Below are 14,486 nucleotides of genomic sequence, written 5' to 3' on the forward strand. Positions count from 1 at the left end.
TAACCTACGATAAGTGTGATTATCGTTGGTTAATAATTGATATTCAAGCAGCCTAGAAAACAGTAAAGATAATGTTATATTACGTGTTACGTAATACATTACCAAATAATCTGAGAGGAACCTGCCATGGCCCGTGCCGGAGTCACTTATCACGATATTGTCAAAGCCGCCGAAGCCATTAGCACGCACGGCCAGGAACCCACGGTGGACCGGGTGCGCGAGCACCTGGGCACCGGCAGCAAAAGCACCATCGCGCCGTTGCTCAAACGCTGGCGGTTAGACAATGGGGCGGCGGCCGATGTCAGTGGACTACCGAACGACCTCGTCGAAGTGGTAAAGTCCCTGTATGAGCGGGTGCAGCAGATGGGCGACCATCGGATCGAACAGGCTCGCGACGAATTCAAGGTTTCGAATGATGAACTCCGAAAAGAACTGACCGAGGCCCGCAACACTATCGCGCAGCTTACCGCTCGCCAACAGGATCTGAACAACCAACTATCACGTGTTATTGAGAAAAAAAGCCAGCAAGACAAGTCCCTGGAAGACGCCCGTGTCGGCCTGGCCAAAGCCGAGTCCCAGCGGGATGAAGCTCTTGCACGAACCACTGAATTGAAAGAAAGCGTTGCCGAACTCAAGCAGGAAAACCGGGATATCCGCGATCATTTCGAACATTACCAGCAGCGCACTGCCGAAGACCGCCAGCAGGAGCGCGAACAGTTCCGTATAGTTAACCAGGGGTTAAATGATCAGATTCAGGATCTGCAACACCGGCTCGCACAGACTGAGTCGAGAGCGTCCGAGCTATTCGACATCAACGCGCAGTTACAACGAAATGCCGATGAATTAAAACGGGCCAATGCGGCGCTAAATAGCGACTTGAACGCAAAGATGGAAGATATCCAGAACCAGGAACACGAGTATGAAGAAGCCGTGACAAGGTGCCGGGAATACCAGCATAAAAATGAGCAATTGTCGGAAAACATGGCCGCGCTCACCACTCAGAAAGCAGATGTCGATAAGCAAGTGGCCGTGTTATCCCACGCACTGGAGACCACCAAAGCCGAACTGAAAACCGCCCAGGATAAAGTGGCATTTCTGACCGATGAGAATAAGGTGATTCTTCAGGAAAAAGCAGTGATCCAAGGGCAGTTTAAACAGCTTCAAAGTTCGCTATAACGATTTAATGGATGTGTTTTGATCGTCTGGCTGCAAATGCAGAAATCGTTGCCAGCCCCTAAACGAGCAAACTTGGCAAATTTGTCGGTTCTTCCACAAGACCCTGCAGGCCAAGGAGAAGCATCGATTCGACAAACGTCAGGTGGAAAAAAATATTGATATTCCTACATATTATCAATGTGTTATAGGTTTTGTGGCTAATTTCAACGCTTTTACCGGCCGAATGCAGCCGAACCTCAAATACAGGGATTAACGGCTATCAAACGAAAACCTACGGTTACGAGGGTGCCACAGGATTCAAAACCGTAGGTTTTCGTTCAAATGCCCCCGCTGGTCCGTAGTGGAATTATTGTGGGGACATTGCCTTTTGCCATGGTGGGCAGTATTTGGTTAATGTATTTACAAGGTTTCAATTTTTCAGTTGCAGTAGGAGTCGGTTTTATTGCATTGGCAGGTGTCGCTGTCGAAATCGGCGTCATTATGCTTGTTTATTTAAACCAAGCCTATAGAGAAGCGATTGATCATAGTTCACAGCAGCTAGAAAAATTTGATGAACTAAAGTTGACTCAATCTGTTATTCAAGGTGCAGGTATGCGCGTACGTCCTGTAATGATGACGGCAGCAGCAATCATAGCTGGATTATTGCCTATCCTTTATGGTACTGGAACCGGTTCCGAGGTGATGAGTAGGATTGCTGCGCCAATGGTCGGCGGAATGGTTAGTGCAATCATACTGACACTATTAATTGTCCCCGTTGTATTCTTTTTATGGCGTCGTACTAAATTGATACATGAGGAATGATAATATTTAGTTGATTAGGATAACGATGCAGATAAAAAATTGCATCGTTATTTTATATCAGGGGCTGATTACACTTTTTGACCAGTTCCAAAAATAATCTCTTCTCTGAAGTCATCACTCCAACATGCTCGATTAAATTTTTGAGTTTGGCTGGTTTTAGCTGGGTGTAATTTCACCAGATTTAAGGCCCAGCGGCGTAAAATGGCCAAGATACTGGCGCCATCTTCATCATACATTTTCTGCTTATCTTCTTGAAATAGCTTATCTAAAAGCCAATGTTGATTATTTTCAGTTTGCCAATGAGCCCTAATCGCTCTACCAAAGGCTTCTGATGTTAGCACTGCACTGCTGACATAAAAATGTGTGTCTATACTGGTTTTATTACCCACTTTTCGATGACGTTCTACTGCGATTAATGTTTTTAGTTGAGACCACTTCATCTTTATCTCGGCGGGTAAATTCAGTGGACATTGAAACGTTATTCGTTTTTCAACTCGACCATGCCCTTTATTAGTTTCGGTAAAGCATTCTGCATCAGGGTTATTTTCAATGTAATCAGTAAATTGTGCCTGTAGAGCCTCGTACAGTTTGGGCTGATTCCCTTTTACTTGCAGAATGCAATCTCCACCTTCTTTTGCTATGTAATCAAGTGTTTGTGATTGACAGTGCAACGCATCAAATGTAAGTAATTCCGATTTCAAATCAAGACACGTAAGCAGTTCTTGCACAAGTTTAAGTTCACTCTTTTTACTCGCACCTGATTTCGCGCTGAATACTAAGCCAGAGCCTGTATCATATGCGGTTACCATATGTAACGCCGCACTTGAGGCTGATGCTTTGGCACCTTTTAACACTTTACCATCGATAGCAATAGAAGATTGTCCTGTATTGACGCGATACTCATTCACCCAACTCATCAGTGCATCAAGCAGTGATTGCTTCGACACTCCTCTAAAAATACGACCAATACTCTGCTGGCTGGGAATACCATTGGTAAAGGGGCGGTATTTCCGTAACCATTCCAATTCCAATGTGCCGAATTCATGGCAAGCAGACCAGCTTTGAGCGCCTGAGATGACGGCACTAAGCACAAGAAAACAAATGTCAATGACATCATGTTCTTGATTTATATGGGAACGGCAATCAGTAATGTTATCGAGATGTTTGAGCATATATAGGTCAAAAGACAAAGAAAAAGTGACCTATTTGATCACATTGGCGGGATCAATCAAGCTATTTCTTATCTCATTGTTTTTAAGGGTTATGCATAAAAAGCGATCGAGTATGATCAGCCCCTGATTTTATATTGGATTGATTGTTATCATATTTTTTATTTTAAAATGTTATTTTTATTTTCATTTAATTATGTTTTTCAAATAAATTTTCATTGCTAAATGCAGTATTTTTCACTACTATTATTTGATAATCATTGGAGATATATTTTGCGTAGAATCCACTTAATCATGATGTTTGTTTTACTGACGTTTGTCGGTCAAACTTTTGCGTCTGTGATTATGCCTGGTACTATGCCAATGAATTCAATGACGACTTCAAATATGCCTGCTGAAAATGGCAAAGCATGTCATGACGCTAGTATGCAAATGAACATGAACATGGATATGAGTGATGGTGCGGATGATAGTTGCTGCGCCCAAGCGTGCCATTGTCCTGTCGGATCATGTTTATCAGTCGCTTTAACGATGGCGATGCCAACGCTTAAATCAGAAGTCAATTTAGTTAATGCTGCAACAATGTTTACCTCAGCACTAATGCCTCAGTATCGTTCTTCTTTATACCGTCCTCCAATATTTGCCTAACATAGGCACAGTTACGCCTTTTTTTTGCTAGCTGTCCTAGCCAATCATGTAGTTTCAATTTTTTAACCTTTTGGTTAATAAACTGACATTAAACCGCGTTGTTTAATGTGACGAAATTTGATTTGGAGGCAATATTATGTCTGCTCTATATCGCAATTCTATTAGTTTTTTTCGTGTCATAGGTACTATTTTTATTCTGCAAACTATGGGAGGGATATTAATTGCCCGTGCAGCAGAGCCCGGCACTACGGAGCCATTACTCACCGTTTATAAAGATGCTAATTGCGGCTGTTGTGAGAAATGGCTAACGCATATTAGTGAGCGTGGATTTAGTGTTAGTGCCCACAATATTAACAACCTTTATGAGTTTAAACAGTCAAAGGGCATTCCTGCTTCAATGCAATCTTGCCATACCGCTGTGTCATCTCAAGGTTATGTGTTTGAAGGGCATGTCCCTGCAAAATTCATTAGTCGTTTTTTAGCCACCCCTCCTAAAGATGCTATCGGCTTAACCGTACCCGCTATGCCAGTGGGCAGCCCTGGCATGGAGTACCAAGATAAATTTATGCCATATCAAGTCTTACTGTTGAAAAAAGATGGCAGTAGTGAAGTTTACGCCCAAGTGAACTCGCTTGAGGAGTCTGTACAATGAAATCGCAATACATGATAAAACCCATGATTCAAATGACAAACAGTGAACTCAACAACAGCCGACGCCGGTTTGTGTTTGGTGCATCCGCCATGTTGGCATTGATGTCGATCCCTTTCCCTAAAAATGCCGTTGCCAATGCGTTAAGCCAATCGTTGAGCCAGCTCTCTGGCAAAGTGTTTGACTTATCAATTGACTATAAAATGGTTAATTTTACCGGGAAATCTGCTCGAGCTACTGTGGTAAACCAATTACTGCCCGCGCCGTTATTACGTTGGAAAGAAGGTGAAACAGTCACCTTAAGAGTAAAAAATAATCTCGACCATGATAGCTCTATTCACTGGCACGGTATTATTTTACCCACCGAAATGGACGGTGTGCCTGGCTTTAGCTTTGATGGCATTAAACCCGGTGAAACATTTGAGTATCAATTTACCGTCCAGCAAAGTGGCACATATTGGTATCACAGTCATTCAGGCTATCAAGAACAAACCGGTTTATTCGGCGCTATTGTGATTGATCCAGCGACCCCCGATCCGGTTATATATGACCGTGACTATGTGATCATGCTGTCTGATTGGTCTGACGAAGCCCCTGAAAACATTTATGCCAAATTAAAGAAACAAGCCGATTACTATAATTACCGTGAGCGTACGGTAATGGATTTTTTCTCTGACGTGAATAAAAATGGCTTAGCCAATACGTGGAACGCTCGTTCGATGTGGAATAACGCGCGCATGAGTGACAGAGACATATCTGATGTTACGGGTTCAACTTACACCTATTTAATGAATGGCAATCCTCCGCAACAGGGCTGGCAAGGGTTGTTTGAACAAGGTGAGAAGGTGCGCTTACGCTTTATAAATAGTTCTGCTATGACCATATTTGATGTACGTATACCGGGTCTCAAAATGAGTGTTGTCGCCAGTGATGGTCAGAACATTCAACCGGTATCTGTGGATGAATTTCGAATCGGTGTTGCTGAAACCTATGATGTGGTTATTGAGCCAGAGGTTGATAATGCCTATTGTATTTTCGCTCAAAGTATTGACCGCACCGGCTTTACGGTAGGTAACCTTACCTCAGATGCCAGTTTACATGCTCCTATTCCCCCAATGGATCCAAGGCCAGTCCTTGGCCACAGTGATATGGGCATGGATATGAGTGATATGGATATGAGCGGTATGGATCATAGCAAAATGGACATGGGCGCTGGTGATATGTCAGGCATGGATCACAGCAAGATGGCTATGGGTGGCGGTGATATGTCAGGCATGGATCACAGCAAGATGGCTATGGACGGCGGTGATATGTCAGGCATGGATCACAGCAAGATGGCTATGGACGGCGGTGATATGTCAGGCATGGATCATAGCAAGATGGCTATGGGCAGCGGTGATATGTCAGGCATGGATCACAGCAAGATGGCTATGGGTGGCGGTGATATGTCAGGCATGGATCACAGCAAAATGGCCATGGACGCTGCGAAAGCGACAGTCTCAGGACTAGGGCTTGCAGGCTTTGGCAGTAACAATGAAATTAAACACATTGACACCGAGTTCGGCCCACAAGTGGATATGCGTGCAGATGCGCCAAAAAGTGGTTTACACGATCCCGGGATTGGATTGCGTGACCATCAACAACAATTTAATCGCAAAGTATTAACTTATGGCGATATTAAAGGCTTACATCCTACCTACGACACGCGCCAACCTAGCCGCGAAATTCAACTGCATTTAACCGGCAATATGAACCGATATATGTGGTCTGTGAATGGGGTGAAATTTATGGACGCCGCGCCATTAGAGTTTGAATACGGAGAAAGACTGCGGATCACCTTAGTGAACGACACGATGATGACTCACCCTATGCATTTGCATGGTATGTGGAGTGAGTTAGAGACAGGCGACCCTGATTTTATTCCCCGTAAGCACACGGTATTAGTTCAGCCGGGTTCTAAGATCAGTTACTTAGTCACCGCCGATGCAAAAGGGCAATGGGCATATCATTGCCACTTGTTATTCCACATGCCAGGCATGTTCAGAAAAGTCGTGGTGAAATAAGGGGAATACAGATGAATAAAACGAATTTAGTGGCATTGGGACTGTTGAGTCTGAGCGCCTCATTGGCTAGCTCAGCTGTGTTTGCCGGCGGTAATGATGATCCTCTATTAACAAAAGTCATGCTGGATCAATTTGAAAAAGGCGTGGATCCGCAAGATCCTACCCAGTTTAGTGCACAAGCCTGGTTAGGTTACGATTTGAATAAGTTGTGGCTTAAAACCGAAGGTGAATATTCAAATAGTGATAAGCAAGACCTTGAAATTCAGGCTCTTTACAGTAAGCCCATCGCACCATACTGGGATGTACAATTCGGTATTAAAACCGATATCAAACCGACGCCGAACCGTAATTGGGCTGTGATTGGGGTTCAAGGGTTAGCGCCATATTTTTTTGATATTGACGCGGCCTTATTCATCGGTGAACAAGGCCGTACGGCTATGCGGTTGAGTGCGGAATATGAACTGTTAATCACTCAAAAATTGATACTCACACCTGAAGTAGAAGTTAATTTATTTGGTAAGGACGATGCTGAACTTGGAATAGGCTCAGGCTTATCTGACGTCAGTGCAGGGCTGCGATTGAGATACGAGATTGTTCGAGAGTTCGCACCCTATATCGGTGTGGATTGGCGTCAGAAACTCGGTAATACCGCCGAATACAGCCGAAATGAAGGGGAAGATACACAAGAAACCCAGTTTGTTATTGGTTTTAGAGCGTGGTTCTAAGACCTCGTTCGTACACTGAATTATAAGCTTGGCGCCAACATGTTAGCTAAGCCAATATTTGATCATTTATGTAAACTGTTTTCGATCGTTAAAAACAATATAAAAGGAAATATCATGAAATTATTTAACAACGTTTTAGTCGTAACAAGTCTATTCCTGAGTGCTTCAGCATTTGCTCATGTCGGACTGAGCAGTTCTATGCCCCCTAACGGTGCCATGCTAAGTCAAGCCCCAACAACGCTTGAACTGACCTTTACGGCTCCGGTACGTTTGGTCAAATTAACAATGCAAGATGAGAAGCAGCAAAGCGTACCGTTAACATTACCTTCAAGTGCGGCCAGTCAAGCTGAATTTTCATTCGCCCTACCAGCATTAAACGCAGCTAATTACACAGTTAACTGGATGATCATGGGTGACGACGGTCATAAGATGAAAGGCAACATGAGCTTTATGCTACATAACTCTGGTATGAACACTCGCAGTGCAACGCCTCATGAGACTAGCGAGCACACTGCACATCAATAAGTGGATGAGTAAACATGATATTAACCGTGTTTGACATATCGGTGTTGATATCTAAATGGGTTATTTATCTTAGTGTTGCCGCCGTTATTGGCGGCACATTGATGCAATATCTCATTAAGGGCCAACCGAACCTCGGCATTAGCGTTACAAAATATACCGGCCTAGGTGCTGTTTTGGGGTTGATTGCCGTTAGTATCAATTATTTTGCGCAAATAGGGGCTTTTGCTGAAAACGGCTTGATGGGAATGTTCGATGCGCAGATGCATGCTTTTCTGTGGCCAACCCTGGTAGGGCAAACTGTGCTTTGGCGCTTAATCGGTTTTGGGTTAATGCTAGTGGCTAGTGGTTTACTGTTACATAAGAACTGCTATCTCAAAAAGTTTTCTGCGGTATTAGCCATTATCAGCAGTCTGTTAATTGCTGTCACGTTTACTTTTATTGGCCATAGCACTGAACTGGGATTGCTTGCTCAAGGCTTGATATTGATACACGTGTTGATCATTGGCAGTTGGATAGGCGCTTTTTATCCATTATGGAAATTATGTAGCACCGATGACAACATCGTGATTAAAAATGTCATGGATACATTTGGTCGTTTAGGCATAGTGATTGTCATTCTAGTGTTGCTTTCAGGCATGGGAATGGTGTGGATGTTGTTTGATAGTCCCACTGAATTATTCAGTTCCGATTATGGTATTGCGGTCACCATCAAGCTCTGTTTGGTGGCTATCATTTTACTTATAGCAGCATGGCATAAATTGGTTTTAGTACCGAAATTAACGATTGCGAACCCATCACTCGCAAAACAAAAACTACAAAAATCGATTGGATTAGAAGCAGTAATAGCAGTACTGATATTAGCGACTACAGCGGTACTTTCGAGCGTACTAGGTCCTATGAGTCTTGGATAATCACTATAAATTGACAGAGAGATAAAAATGAATAATCGCCCTTTAACAATGCTCCTAACCACCGGGGTATTACTGATGTCCGCAGGACAAAGCTCATTGAGCTTCGCCCATGGTGATGAAACACACCCGATAGAACAAAAAGCGTTTATCGGTGTTGATTCCGCCGCGGGCAATGTTGTCAAACATTTTCATGCTGCATTACAAGCGGGCAATGAGGTTATTGTTAGGCAGTTATTAGCAGCCAATGTTCAAATTTATGAAGGTGGAAAAGTAGAGCGTTCACTTACAGATTATGCCAATCATCATATGCTTGCGGATATGGCTTACTTAAAAGGGTTAACCATAACGCCAAAAGAACACCAAATAACGATTACGGGTGACATTGCTATTTCAACGTCAATAAGTCACGCCCAAGGTGAATATAAGGGTAAAAGTATTGACTCGATGACCATGGAAACGCTTGTGTTAATTAAACAAGTGGATGGTAGTTGGAAAATAACCCACGTGCACTGGTCGTAACTAATAAGAATTTCATCAACCAGATAAAGGATTATCTTGAGTTCCTTTGTAGGTGCTCCCAAGAAAACCACAAAGACTCACGTCATGTTAATGCATGATATTTTATGGAAAAGGATTTCCATTTTTTTATATAAAAAAGACCGGAGTAATTCCAGTCCTTTTACAAGCCATATTTAAATATTAACTTTCAATAAGTTTCATAGTTGTAATGCAAGTTCTATCGTTATTGAAAGTAGACAATACTTCTCTCGCCACTCTTTTGCTTCCGTCTTTTGCTTCATAGTAAATATTAAATGCTAAGTTTTTATCTTTTGGAACCCAAAAGTCTATAAATCCATCACGTTGTGTCGTCATTTTTTTGTCTATTAATGTTTCACCTGTGTCAGTATCAGTCATGACAACTTTCATTGTTTGATTTATTATCTCTCCGGTACAACCTGTTAAAACATGATTCGTACATGGATGAGAACTATTAATGTACGGAGCTATTGAAAGAAAGAATTGATCTTTTGGTATTGCTACAGAACTACTTTTACCATCTGAGAAAGTTGCAACTATTCTATCGGGTAATACTTTTATCATTATCCCTTCATTATTTTTGTATAGTGTATGTGCTGTTGTAACAGCACTCTTATAGTCTAAATTTTTAAACGTTTCTGCATTTATTATTGTGGCATATGATTGACTTGAATATGCAACTATAAGTGCTAATAGAATGTGTTTTTTAATCATGGTCTGAGTTTTCCTATATAGTTTATAAAATATTTTTATTTAAACGTGCCTCGCTTTTTTATTGTAACGATTGTGGTTATATATATATTGATCTAATTCACATTATTGATATTGGCCTGATGTTTTTGGTCGTTTGTTTTTTTGTTTTTTAAATATATGTAACGCTCTATTCTCCTAGGTTTTTAGCTCAGGTTTTAAACTTGCGTCTTCATATAATTTTTCTACCTAAGTTTTTAAACTTGGGTTTTAAACCTATGTTTATTTTAAATTAATATTTATGTCGGTTTGATATTTTTTTGTGAAATAGATCACTGTTAAAAATGCTCTAGTTTGTATTATCGATTGGGTTTGTAATTTATTTGTTTATCTTTGATTTTAGTTTTACTTAATATAGTTTCTTATTTGTAACTTAACGTTAATAAGGTTTGTATGTTTAAATATAATAAATATGTTTTGGTGCTATTAGCAATGAGTAATAATGCACTCTCTAATGATGATATTGAGAGTTTTTCTGAATGGATACACAATGGTAATGTTGGAGGTACAGCGAGATCGTACTATTTCGAACAAGATTTTGACGATTCAAATACAGAGAATAGCTCGATTTGGGTGAATGGTGGTAATGTTACTTTTAATACATCAGAGTTTAATGGGTTTAAATTGGGAGGAGAGGTACAGGGGTCATACGTTAGTAATATCAATGATGATGATGATACAACTGCGGGAGATATGAACGCACAAGGTCTTGTATTATCGGAAGCTTTTTTGAAGTATCAGTTTGGTGATACTGTGTTTTCTGGAGGAAGACAACACTTTTCATCACCCCTTATCGCTAACTCAGGTTCAAGATTGATAAATGAATCTTTTGAAATGTATCAGGTGTCTTCAAGTCATTTTGATGGTACTGATATTTCGATTGGATATGTGACTAAATATCAGACTCGAACAGATAAATCGTTTTATGTTGATAATGAATTTGTTTATTTTGATTTTAATGGTTCTGGCTCTCCTGGCGATTTTTATAAAATAGGTAATGATGGCGTTTTTTTCGTACAAGTTAACAAGCGAATCGCTAAAAAATTCAAAGTTAACTCACAGTACGCAAATGTAATAAATGAAGTCCAAGCACTTTATGCGGATGTCGAATATACATTGCCAACTAACTTTAACAGTTATATTGCAATGCAATATTACAAAACTAAGTGGGATAAAAATGAACTAGTCGATAATGATCTTTTGGGCTTTAAAGTAGGTTTCAGTCAGGGAGGAGCAGATTTTTTTGCTGGTTATACATTAGCTGGAGGAAATGAAGGAGATAATAGAGTTTTTAGAGGCATTGGTCAAGGAGCTTTTTATCAGTTTACTGCCACTACTAAAACTGCGGGTGTTGGGGCATTTGAATCTGGAACAAATTCGTATCAATTGGGGTTAGGTTCTGCTATCTCTAATCTTAAAGGTAAAATATTTTATACATCTTTTGACAATCCCATAGTGGGAAAAGATTTAAATGAATGGACGGTTAATCTTGCATATCAATTTGATGGTAAACTCGAAAATATCGGTATATCAATTGATTTTTCAATATTGGATTATGAAAACAATCAAAAAGACGCTACAGATTTAAGAACGAAATTCACTTACAGCTTTTAAAGGTTGTAAATGTTTTTGACAAATGTTAATTCCCTAATAATTATATTGTAATTGTAAATTCAGGTCGTGTTAATGGGTGTGCTTGGGTTTACAATTTTATATGAAAATACGTCTAGATGATTAAAGTTGAAAAACTTGTTATTTGATAATTTATCAATATCTACGTTTACAAAAAAATTCATCTTGAATGTATTTTAGAACCAGCGGGGGCTTTGTTTCCTAAATCGATTCAGCGAGCAAAGCTCCTCATAATCGTTTGAATATTAAACTACACGGTAAGTTTCAGGCATGCCTAGCCCAGTGAGTTTGTTCAACGCCTTTATCATCGCGTAAGTTTCTCCTACCTGACCGTTATAATTTCGCAGGCTCAATCTGCCACCAAGTAGTTGCTTCACTCTGTACATTGCTGTTTCTGAGATTGACCGCCGATGATAACCATACCGTTTTTTCCACTGTTTATTTGAACCATGAAGCTGTTGCCAACTGACCGCTAAGTTACGCGGATGACCTTGTTCCCAGAGCGCGGCACCTTCCCTCGGTGGAATGAGTACTAAAGCCCGTTTTCTACGAACGGCATCGTGACAGGCTCTTGTGTCGTAAGCACCATCACCTGAGATATTGCGGATTTTGCGATGGGTTTGCTTGAGCAAATTCGGCATAACTTCAGCGTCAGTGACACCGGATAAACTCAGTTCCGCTGCAATAATTTCATGGCTATGGGTATCGACAGCGATATGCAGCTTACGCCACACGCGGCGCTTGCCATCTGTGCCATGTTTCTTCACTTTCCACTCACCTTCGCCATAAACCTTCAAGCCTGTCGAGTCGATAGCCAAGTGCTCAATGGCGGTGTTTTTCAAGATAGTTGTCACTCTTTGTTTAAATATTAAGCTGCATTTATTACGCCTTCTTCTGGTGCCTTATCTGGGTTGAGTGTTACAGCGCCAACCGCTTCACAATTTCTGATCTCTGTAGACCAACGCATCGGTTTTCTTTCCTTCGCCGCCTCAAGCACTTTCTTGCGCTTCGCTAAAATAGCGCCATCTTGCAGTGCATGACGTTGCCCTGGTGAGACAAAATTTAGCTGGCTGTGTTTATGCTCATCGTTGTACCAGGTTACAAACTTTTCCACCCATTCTCTTGCTGTTGCTAAGCAGCTAAAACCTGATGCCGGCCACTGTGGGCGGTATTTCAACGTTTTAAATAACGACTCTGAAAAGGGGTTGTCATTACTCACCCTCGGCCGACTTAATGATGCCGTAATACCAAGCTCTTCCAGCTTGGCTTTCATGGTCAGTGACTTCATCGGCGCCCCATTATCAGAATGCAGCACTAATGGCGTGTTAAAGCATTGCTCGCGTAACAGACAGCGTTGGATTAGCGCAGCGGCATATTCCCCACTTTCTTGCTCATGAACTTCGTAACCCACTATTTTTCTACTGTAAATATCTTCAAACAGGTACAAATAGTAGAACTGGCCTTTGACGATTGAGGCTAAATAAGTGATGTCCCATGACCACACTTGATTCGGCCCATCTGCCCGATAACTCAACGGTTTGCTTCGATTGACCGCAGCCTGAGTGCGGCCACGATGGTTAAGTTGACCATGAGCATTTAACACTCTGTAGAAGCTGGATTCCGAGGCGATATAAATCCCGTTATCTAATAATGTTGGCACAATTTGCGACGGGGGTAAGCTGGCGTACTCCGTTTGATTACACACGCTTAATATCTGTTGTCGCTCATGTTCTTCGAGTTTATTGGCCGGCTCTGGTCGAGCTGCTGTCGGCCTTAAATCAGCTTGTACTTGACCTTCTCGATACCAACGTCGATAGGTACGCTTACTGAGGCCCGTTTCTGCACAAGCCTTATAAAGGCGAGCACCATTGGTATAGGCCTCTTGGATTAAGGCAATCAATGCTATGCGCTCAGGCAAAGGGGTTAGCTCTCCTCGCTGTCGTCCCCCCAGAGCGCATTGAGCTTTTTTCTGAGCACCAGTAACGCAGCAGCTTCAGCCAGCGCTTTCTCCTTATAGCGCAATTCCCGTTGCAGCGATTTGATTTCGGCTTTGTCAGCCTTAGCCTGCTGTTTAATGGTTTTAGTTTGTACTTCTGAGGTTTGAAAACCAGCTAAACAATCCTGTTTCCACTGCTGTACTTGCTCGCGGAACAAGCCCTTTTCACGGCAATACTGGTTTATCTCCGCTTCCGACAGCGGCGCTGTTTCAATAATCACGGCAAGTTTTGCTTCAGCCGACCAATCATCGGCTGTTAATGTTTTACCTGGCACGGGGCGACCTTCTTTTCTGGCAATATCTCGCCAATGATACAAGGTTTGCACCGCGATGCCTTCTTCCCGAGCGACCTCTGCGACCGTTAAGTTGTGAGGAGGTAATAATTTTTTAAGGATCGCCTCTTTACGTTCTGGTGAATACCGAGCCATATCGTTCTCTTTTGCCGCACCCTGTCTTTAAACATAATGATTATTTAGGGGTGACAACAATCCTGACACAGGGGGATGGTGCCACGCGTCTTGGTTTTAAAAGCAATCTTGACGGTTTTAGCGCGTTTGCTGATGCAAGTGTAATGTGGGCACGAAAGCGGAATATCAGCCAGTTTAAACACCGAGTTGATAAAGCCTTGTAACGCTCGTAGTGGCATCGAGAAAACACGTTTAACCATCAGCGCGGTGGTAATGGCTAAGTCGCTAAATACGCGTGGTCGACCTTTCCTTGGTTGCTCGGCCTTAGCTTTCCACTGGGCGATAGCGTCCTCATCAATCCAGAAGGTAAGTGAGCCACGATTGTTCAGGGCTTGATTGTATTGCTTCCAGTTGATTGTTTTATATTGAGGTTTTGACACGATTGATGGGCGAGTTGATGGGCTATGTCGATCAGATCACCAGCTATGGTTTTAGTT

General features: G+C 41.9%; 12 protein-coding genes and 3 pseudogenes. 10 read left to right on the top strand and 5 right to left on the bottom strand.

The window, feature by feature from the left end; translation table 11 throughout:
* Nucleotides 1-126: 126 nt before the first annotated feature.
* Together FJD32_RS11260 and FJD32_RS11265 are read left to right on the top strand one after the other, a co-directional pair.
* Nucleotides 127-1,176, top strand: a complete 1,050-nt coding sequence (locus tag FJD32_RS11260; RefSeq protein WP_140907661.1) for a DNA-binding protein — start codon at nucleotides 127-129, stop codon at nucleotides 1,174-1,176.
* A 345-nt stretch (nucleotides 1,177-1,521) separates the two neighbouring features.
* Nucleotides 1,522-1,977 (top strand): annotated as a pseudogene (locus FJD32_RS11265) (efflux RND transporter permease subunit); the annotation flags it as partial.
* A gap of 68 nt (nucleotides 1,978-2,045) precedes the next feature.
* Here the strand turns inward: FJD32_RS11265 and FJD32_RS11270 are convergent.
* Nucleotides 2,046-3,149 (bottom strand): ISAs1-like element ISSpu13 family transposase, encoded by a 1,104-nt coding sequence (locus FJD32_RS11270; protein WP_011918404.1) that lies wholly within the window; start codon nucleotides 3,147-3,149, stop codon nucleotides 2,046-2,048.
* A gap of 291 nt (nucleotides 3,150-3,440) precedes the next feature.
* Here FJD32_RS11270 and FJD32_RS11275 point away from each other — a divergent pair, with 291 nt between their 5' ends.
* The 7 genes from FJD32_RS11275 (at nucleotide 3,441) to FJD32_RS11305 (ending at nucleotide 9,186) form a co-directional block, all read left to right on the top strand.
* A complete protein-coding gene (locus FJD32_RS11275) occupies nucleotides 3,441-3,794 on the top strand; it encodes a hypothetical protein (protein WP_239642731.1) in 354 nt (117 codons plus the stop codon).
* A gap of 136 nt (nucleotides 3,795-3,930) precedes the next feature.
* Nucleotides 3,931-4,446, top strand: coding sequence for a DUF411 domain-containing protein (locus FJD32_RS11280; protein WP_011711622.1), 516 nt, complete (start codon nucleotides 3,931-3,933; stop codon nucleotides 4,444-4,446).
* Nucleotides 4,443-6,506: a copper resistance system multicopper oxidase gene (locus FJD32_RS11285; protein WP_140907658.1), complete on the top strand. Its 2,064-nt coding sequence runs from the start codon at nucleotides 4,443-4,445 to the stop codon at nucleotides 6,504-6,506. Before FJD32_RS11280 ends, FJD32_RS11285 begins: the two co-directional genes overlap by 4 nt.
* An 11-nt stretch (nucleotides 6,507-6,517) precedes the next feature.
* A complete protein-coding gene (locus tag FJD32_RS11290; protein ID WP_140907657.1) occupies nucleotides 6,518-7,231 on the top strand; it encodes a copper resistance protein B in 714 nt (237 codons plus the stop codon).
* Nucleotides 7,232-7,345: 114 nt separating this feature from the next.
* On the top strand, nucleotides 7,346-7,756 hold the full coding sequence (locus FJD32_RS11295; protein ID WP_140907656.1) for a copper resistance CopC family protein: 411 nt from the start codon (nucleotides 7,346-7,348) through the stop codon (nucleotides 7,754-7,756).
* Between the two features lie 14 nt (nucleotides 7,757-7,770).
* Nucleotides 7,771-8,667: a CopD family protein gene (locus FJD32_RS11300; RefSeq protein ID WP_140907655.1), complete on the top strand. Its 897-nt coding sequence runs from the start codon at nucleotides 7,771-7,773 to the stop codon at nucleotides 8,665-8,667.
* A gap of 75 nt (nucleotides 8,668-8,742) precedes the next feature.
* Nucleotides 8,743-9,186, top strand: coding sequence for a nuclear transport factor 2 family protein (locus FJD32_RS11305; RefSeq protein ID WP_011711627.1), 444 nt, complete (start codon nucleotides 8,743-8,745; stop codon nucleotides 9,184-9,186).
* 180 nt (nucleotides 9,187-9,366) lie between these two features.
* Here the strand turns inward: FJD32_RS11305 and FJD32_RS11310 are convergent, their stop codons facing one another.
* Nucleotides 9,367-9,918: a CueP family metal-binding protein gene (locus tag FJD32_RS11310; RefSeq protein ID WP_140907654.1), complete on the bottom strand. Its 552-nt coding sequence runs from the start codon at nucleotides 9,916-9,918 to the stop codon at nucleotides 9,367-9,369.
* A 429-nt stretch (nucleotides 9,919-10,347) separates the two neighbouring features.
* Here FJD32_RS11310 and FJD32_RS11315 point away from each other — a divergent pair, with 429 nt between their 5' ends.
* Nucleotides 10,348-11,568 (top strand): OprD family outer membrane porin, encoded by a 1,221-nt coding sequence (locus tag FJD32_RS11315; RefSeq protein ID WP_140907653.1) that lies wholly within the window; start codon nucleotides 10,348-10,350, stop codon nucleotides 11,566-11,568.
* Nucleotides 11,569-11,831: 263 nt separating this feature from the next.
* Here the strand turns inward: FJD32_RS11315 and FJD32_RS11320 are convergent.
* From FJD32_RS11320 to FJD32_RS11330, 3 genes and pseudogenes are all read right to left on the bottom strand, one after another.
* Nucleotides 11,832-12,416, bottom strand: a pseudogene (locus tag FJD32_RS11320) (IS5-like element ISSpu11 family transposase); the annotation flags it as partial.
* A 38-nt stretch (nucleotides 12,417-12,454) separates the two neighbouring features.
* Nucleotides 12,455-14,010 (bottom strand): IS3-like element ISSpu6 family transposase gene (locus FJD32_RS11325; protein ID WP_086022278.1). Its coding sequence is split into 2 segments (ribosomal slippage): nucleotides 12,455-13,548 and nucleotides 13,548-14,010, totalling 1,557 coding nucleotides; the frame shifts between segments, so codons are not numbered across the junction.
* Nucleotides 14,011-14,090: 80 nt separating this feature from the next.
* Nucleotides 14,091-14,429 (bottom strand): annotated as a pseudogene (locus tag FJD32_RS11330) (transposase); the annotation flags it as partial.
* Nucleotides 14,430-14,486 lie beyond the last annotated feature (57 nt).

Origin of the sequence: Shewanella sp. LC6, assembly GCF_006385735.2 — a bacterium.
GTDB lineage: Bacteria > Pseudomonadota > Gammaproteobacteria > Enterobacterales > Shewanellaceae > Shewanella > Shewanella xiamenensis.

Coding starts and splice junctions, on each gene's coding strand:
- FJD32_RS11290 (WP_140907657.1), top strand. CDS start 6,518: ATGAATAAAACGAATTTAGTGGCATTGGGACTGTTGAGTCTGAGCGCC.
- FJD32_RS11275 (WP_239642731.1), top strand. CDS start 3,441: ATGATGTTTGTTTTACTGACGTTTGTCGGTCAAACTTTTGCGTCTGTG.
- FJD32_RS11280 (WP_011711622.1), top strand. CDS start 3,931: ATGTCTGCTCTATATCGCAATTCTATTAGTTTTTTTCGTGTCATAGGT.
- FJD32_RS11295 (WP_140907656.1), top strand. CDS start 7,346: ATGAAATTATTTAACAACGTTTTAGTCGTAACAAGTCTATTCCTGAGT.
- FJD32_RS11285 (WP_140907658.1), top strand. CDS start 4,443: ATGAAATCGCAATACATGATAAAACCCATGATTCAAATGACAAACAGT.
- FJD32_RS11305 (WP_011711627.1), top strand. CDS start 8,743: ATGTCCGCAGGACAAAGCTCATTGAGCTTCGCCCATGGTGATGAAACA.
- FJD32_RS11310 (WP_140907654.1), bottom strand. CDS start 9,918: ATGATTAAAAAACACATTCTATTAGCACTTATAGTTGCATATTCAAGT.
- FJD32_RS11270 (WP_011918404.1), bottom strand. CDS start 3,149: ATGCTCAAACATCTCGATAACATTACTGATTGCCGTTCCCATATAAAT.
- FJD32_RS11315 (WP_140907653.1), top strand. CDS start 10,348: ATGTTTAAATATAATAAATATGTTTTGGTGCTATTAGCAATGAGTAAT.
- FJD32_RS11260 (WP_140907661.1), top strand. CDS start 127: ATGGCCCGTGCCGGAGTCACTTATCACGATATTGTCAAAGCCGCCGAA.
- FJD32_RS11300 (WP_140907655.1), top strand. CDS start 7,771: ATGATATTAACCGTGTTTGACATATCGGTGTTGATATCTAAATGGGTT.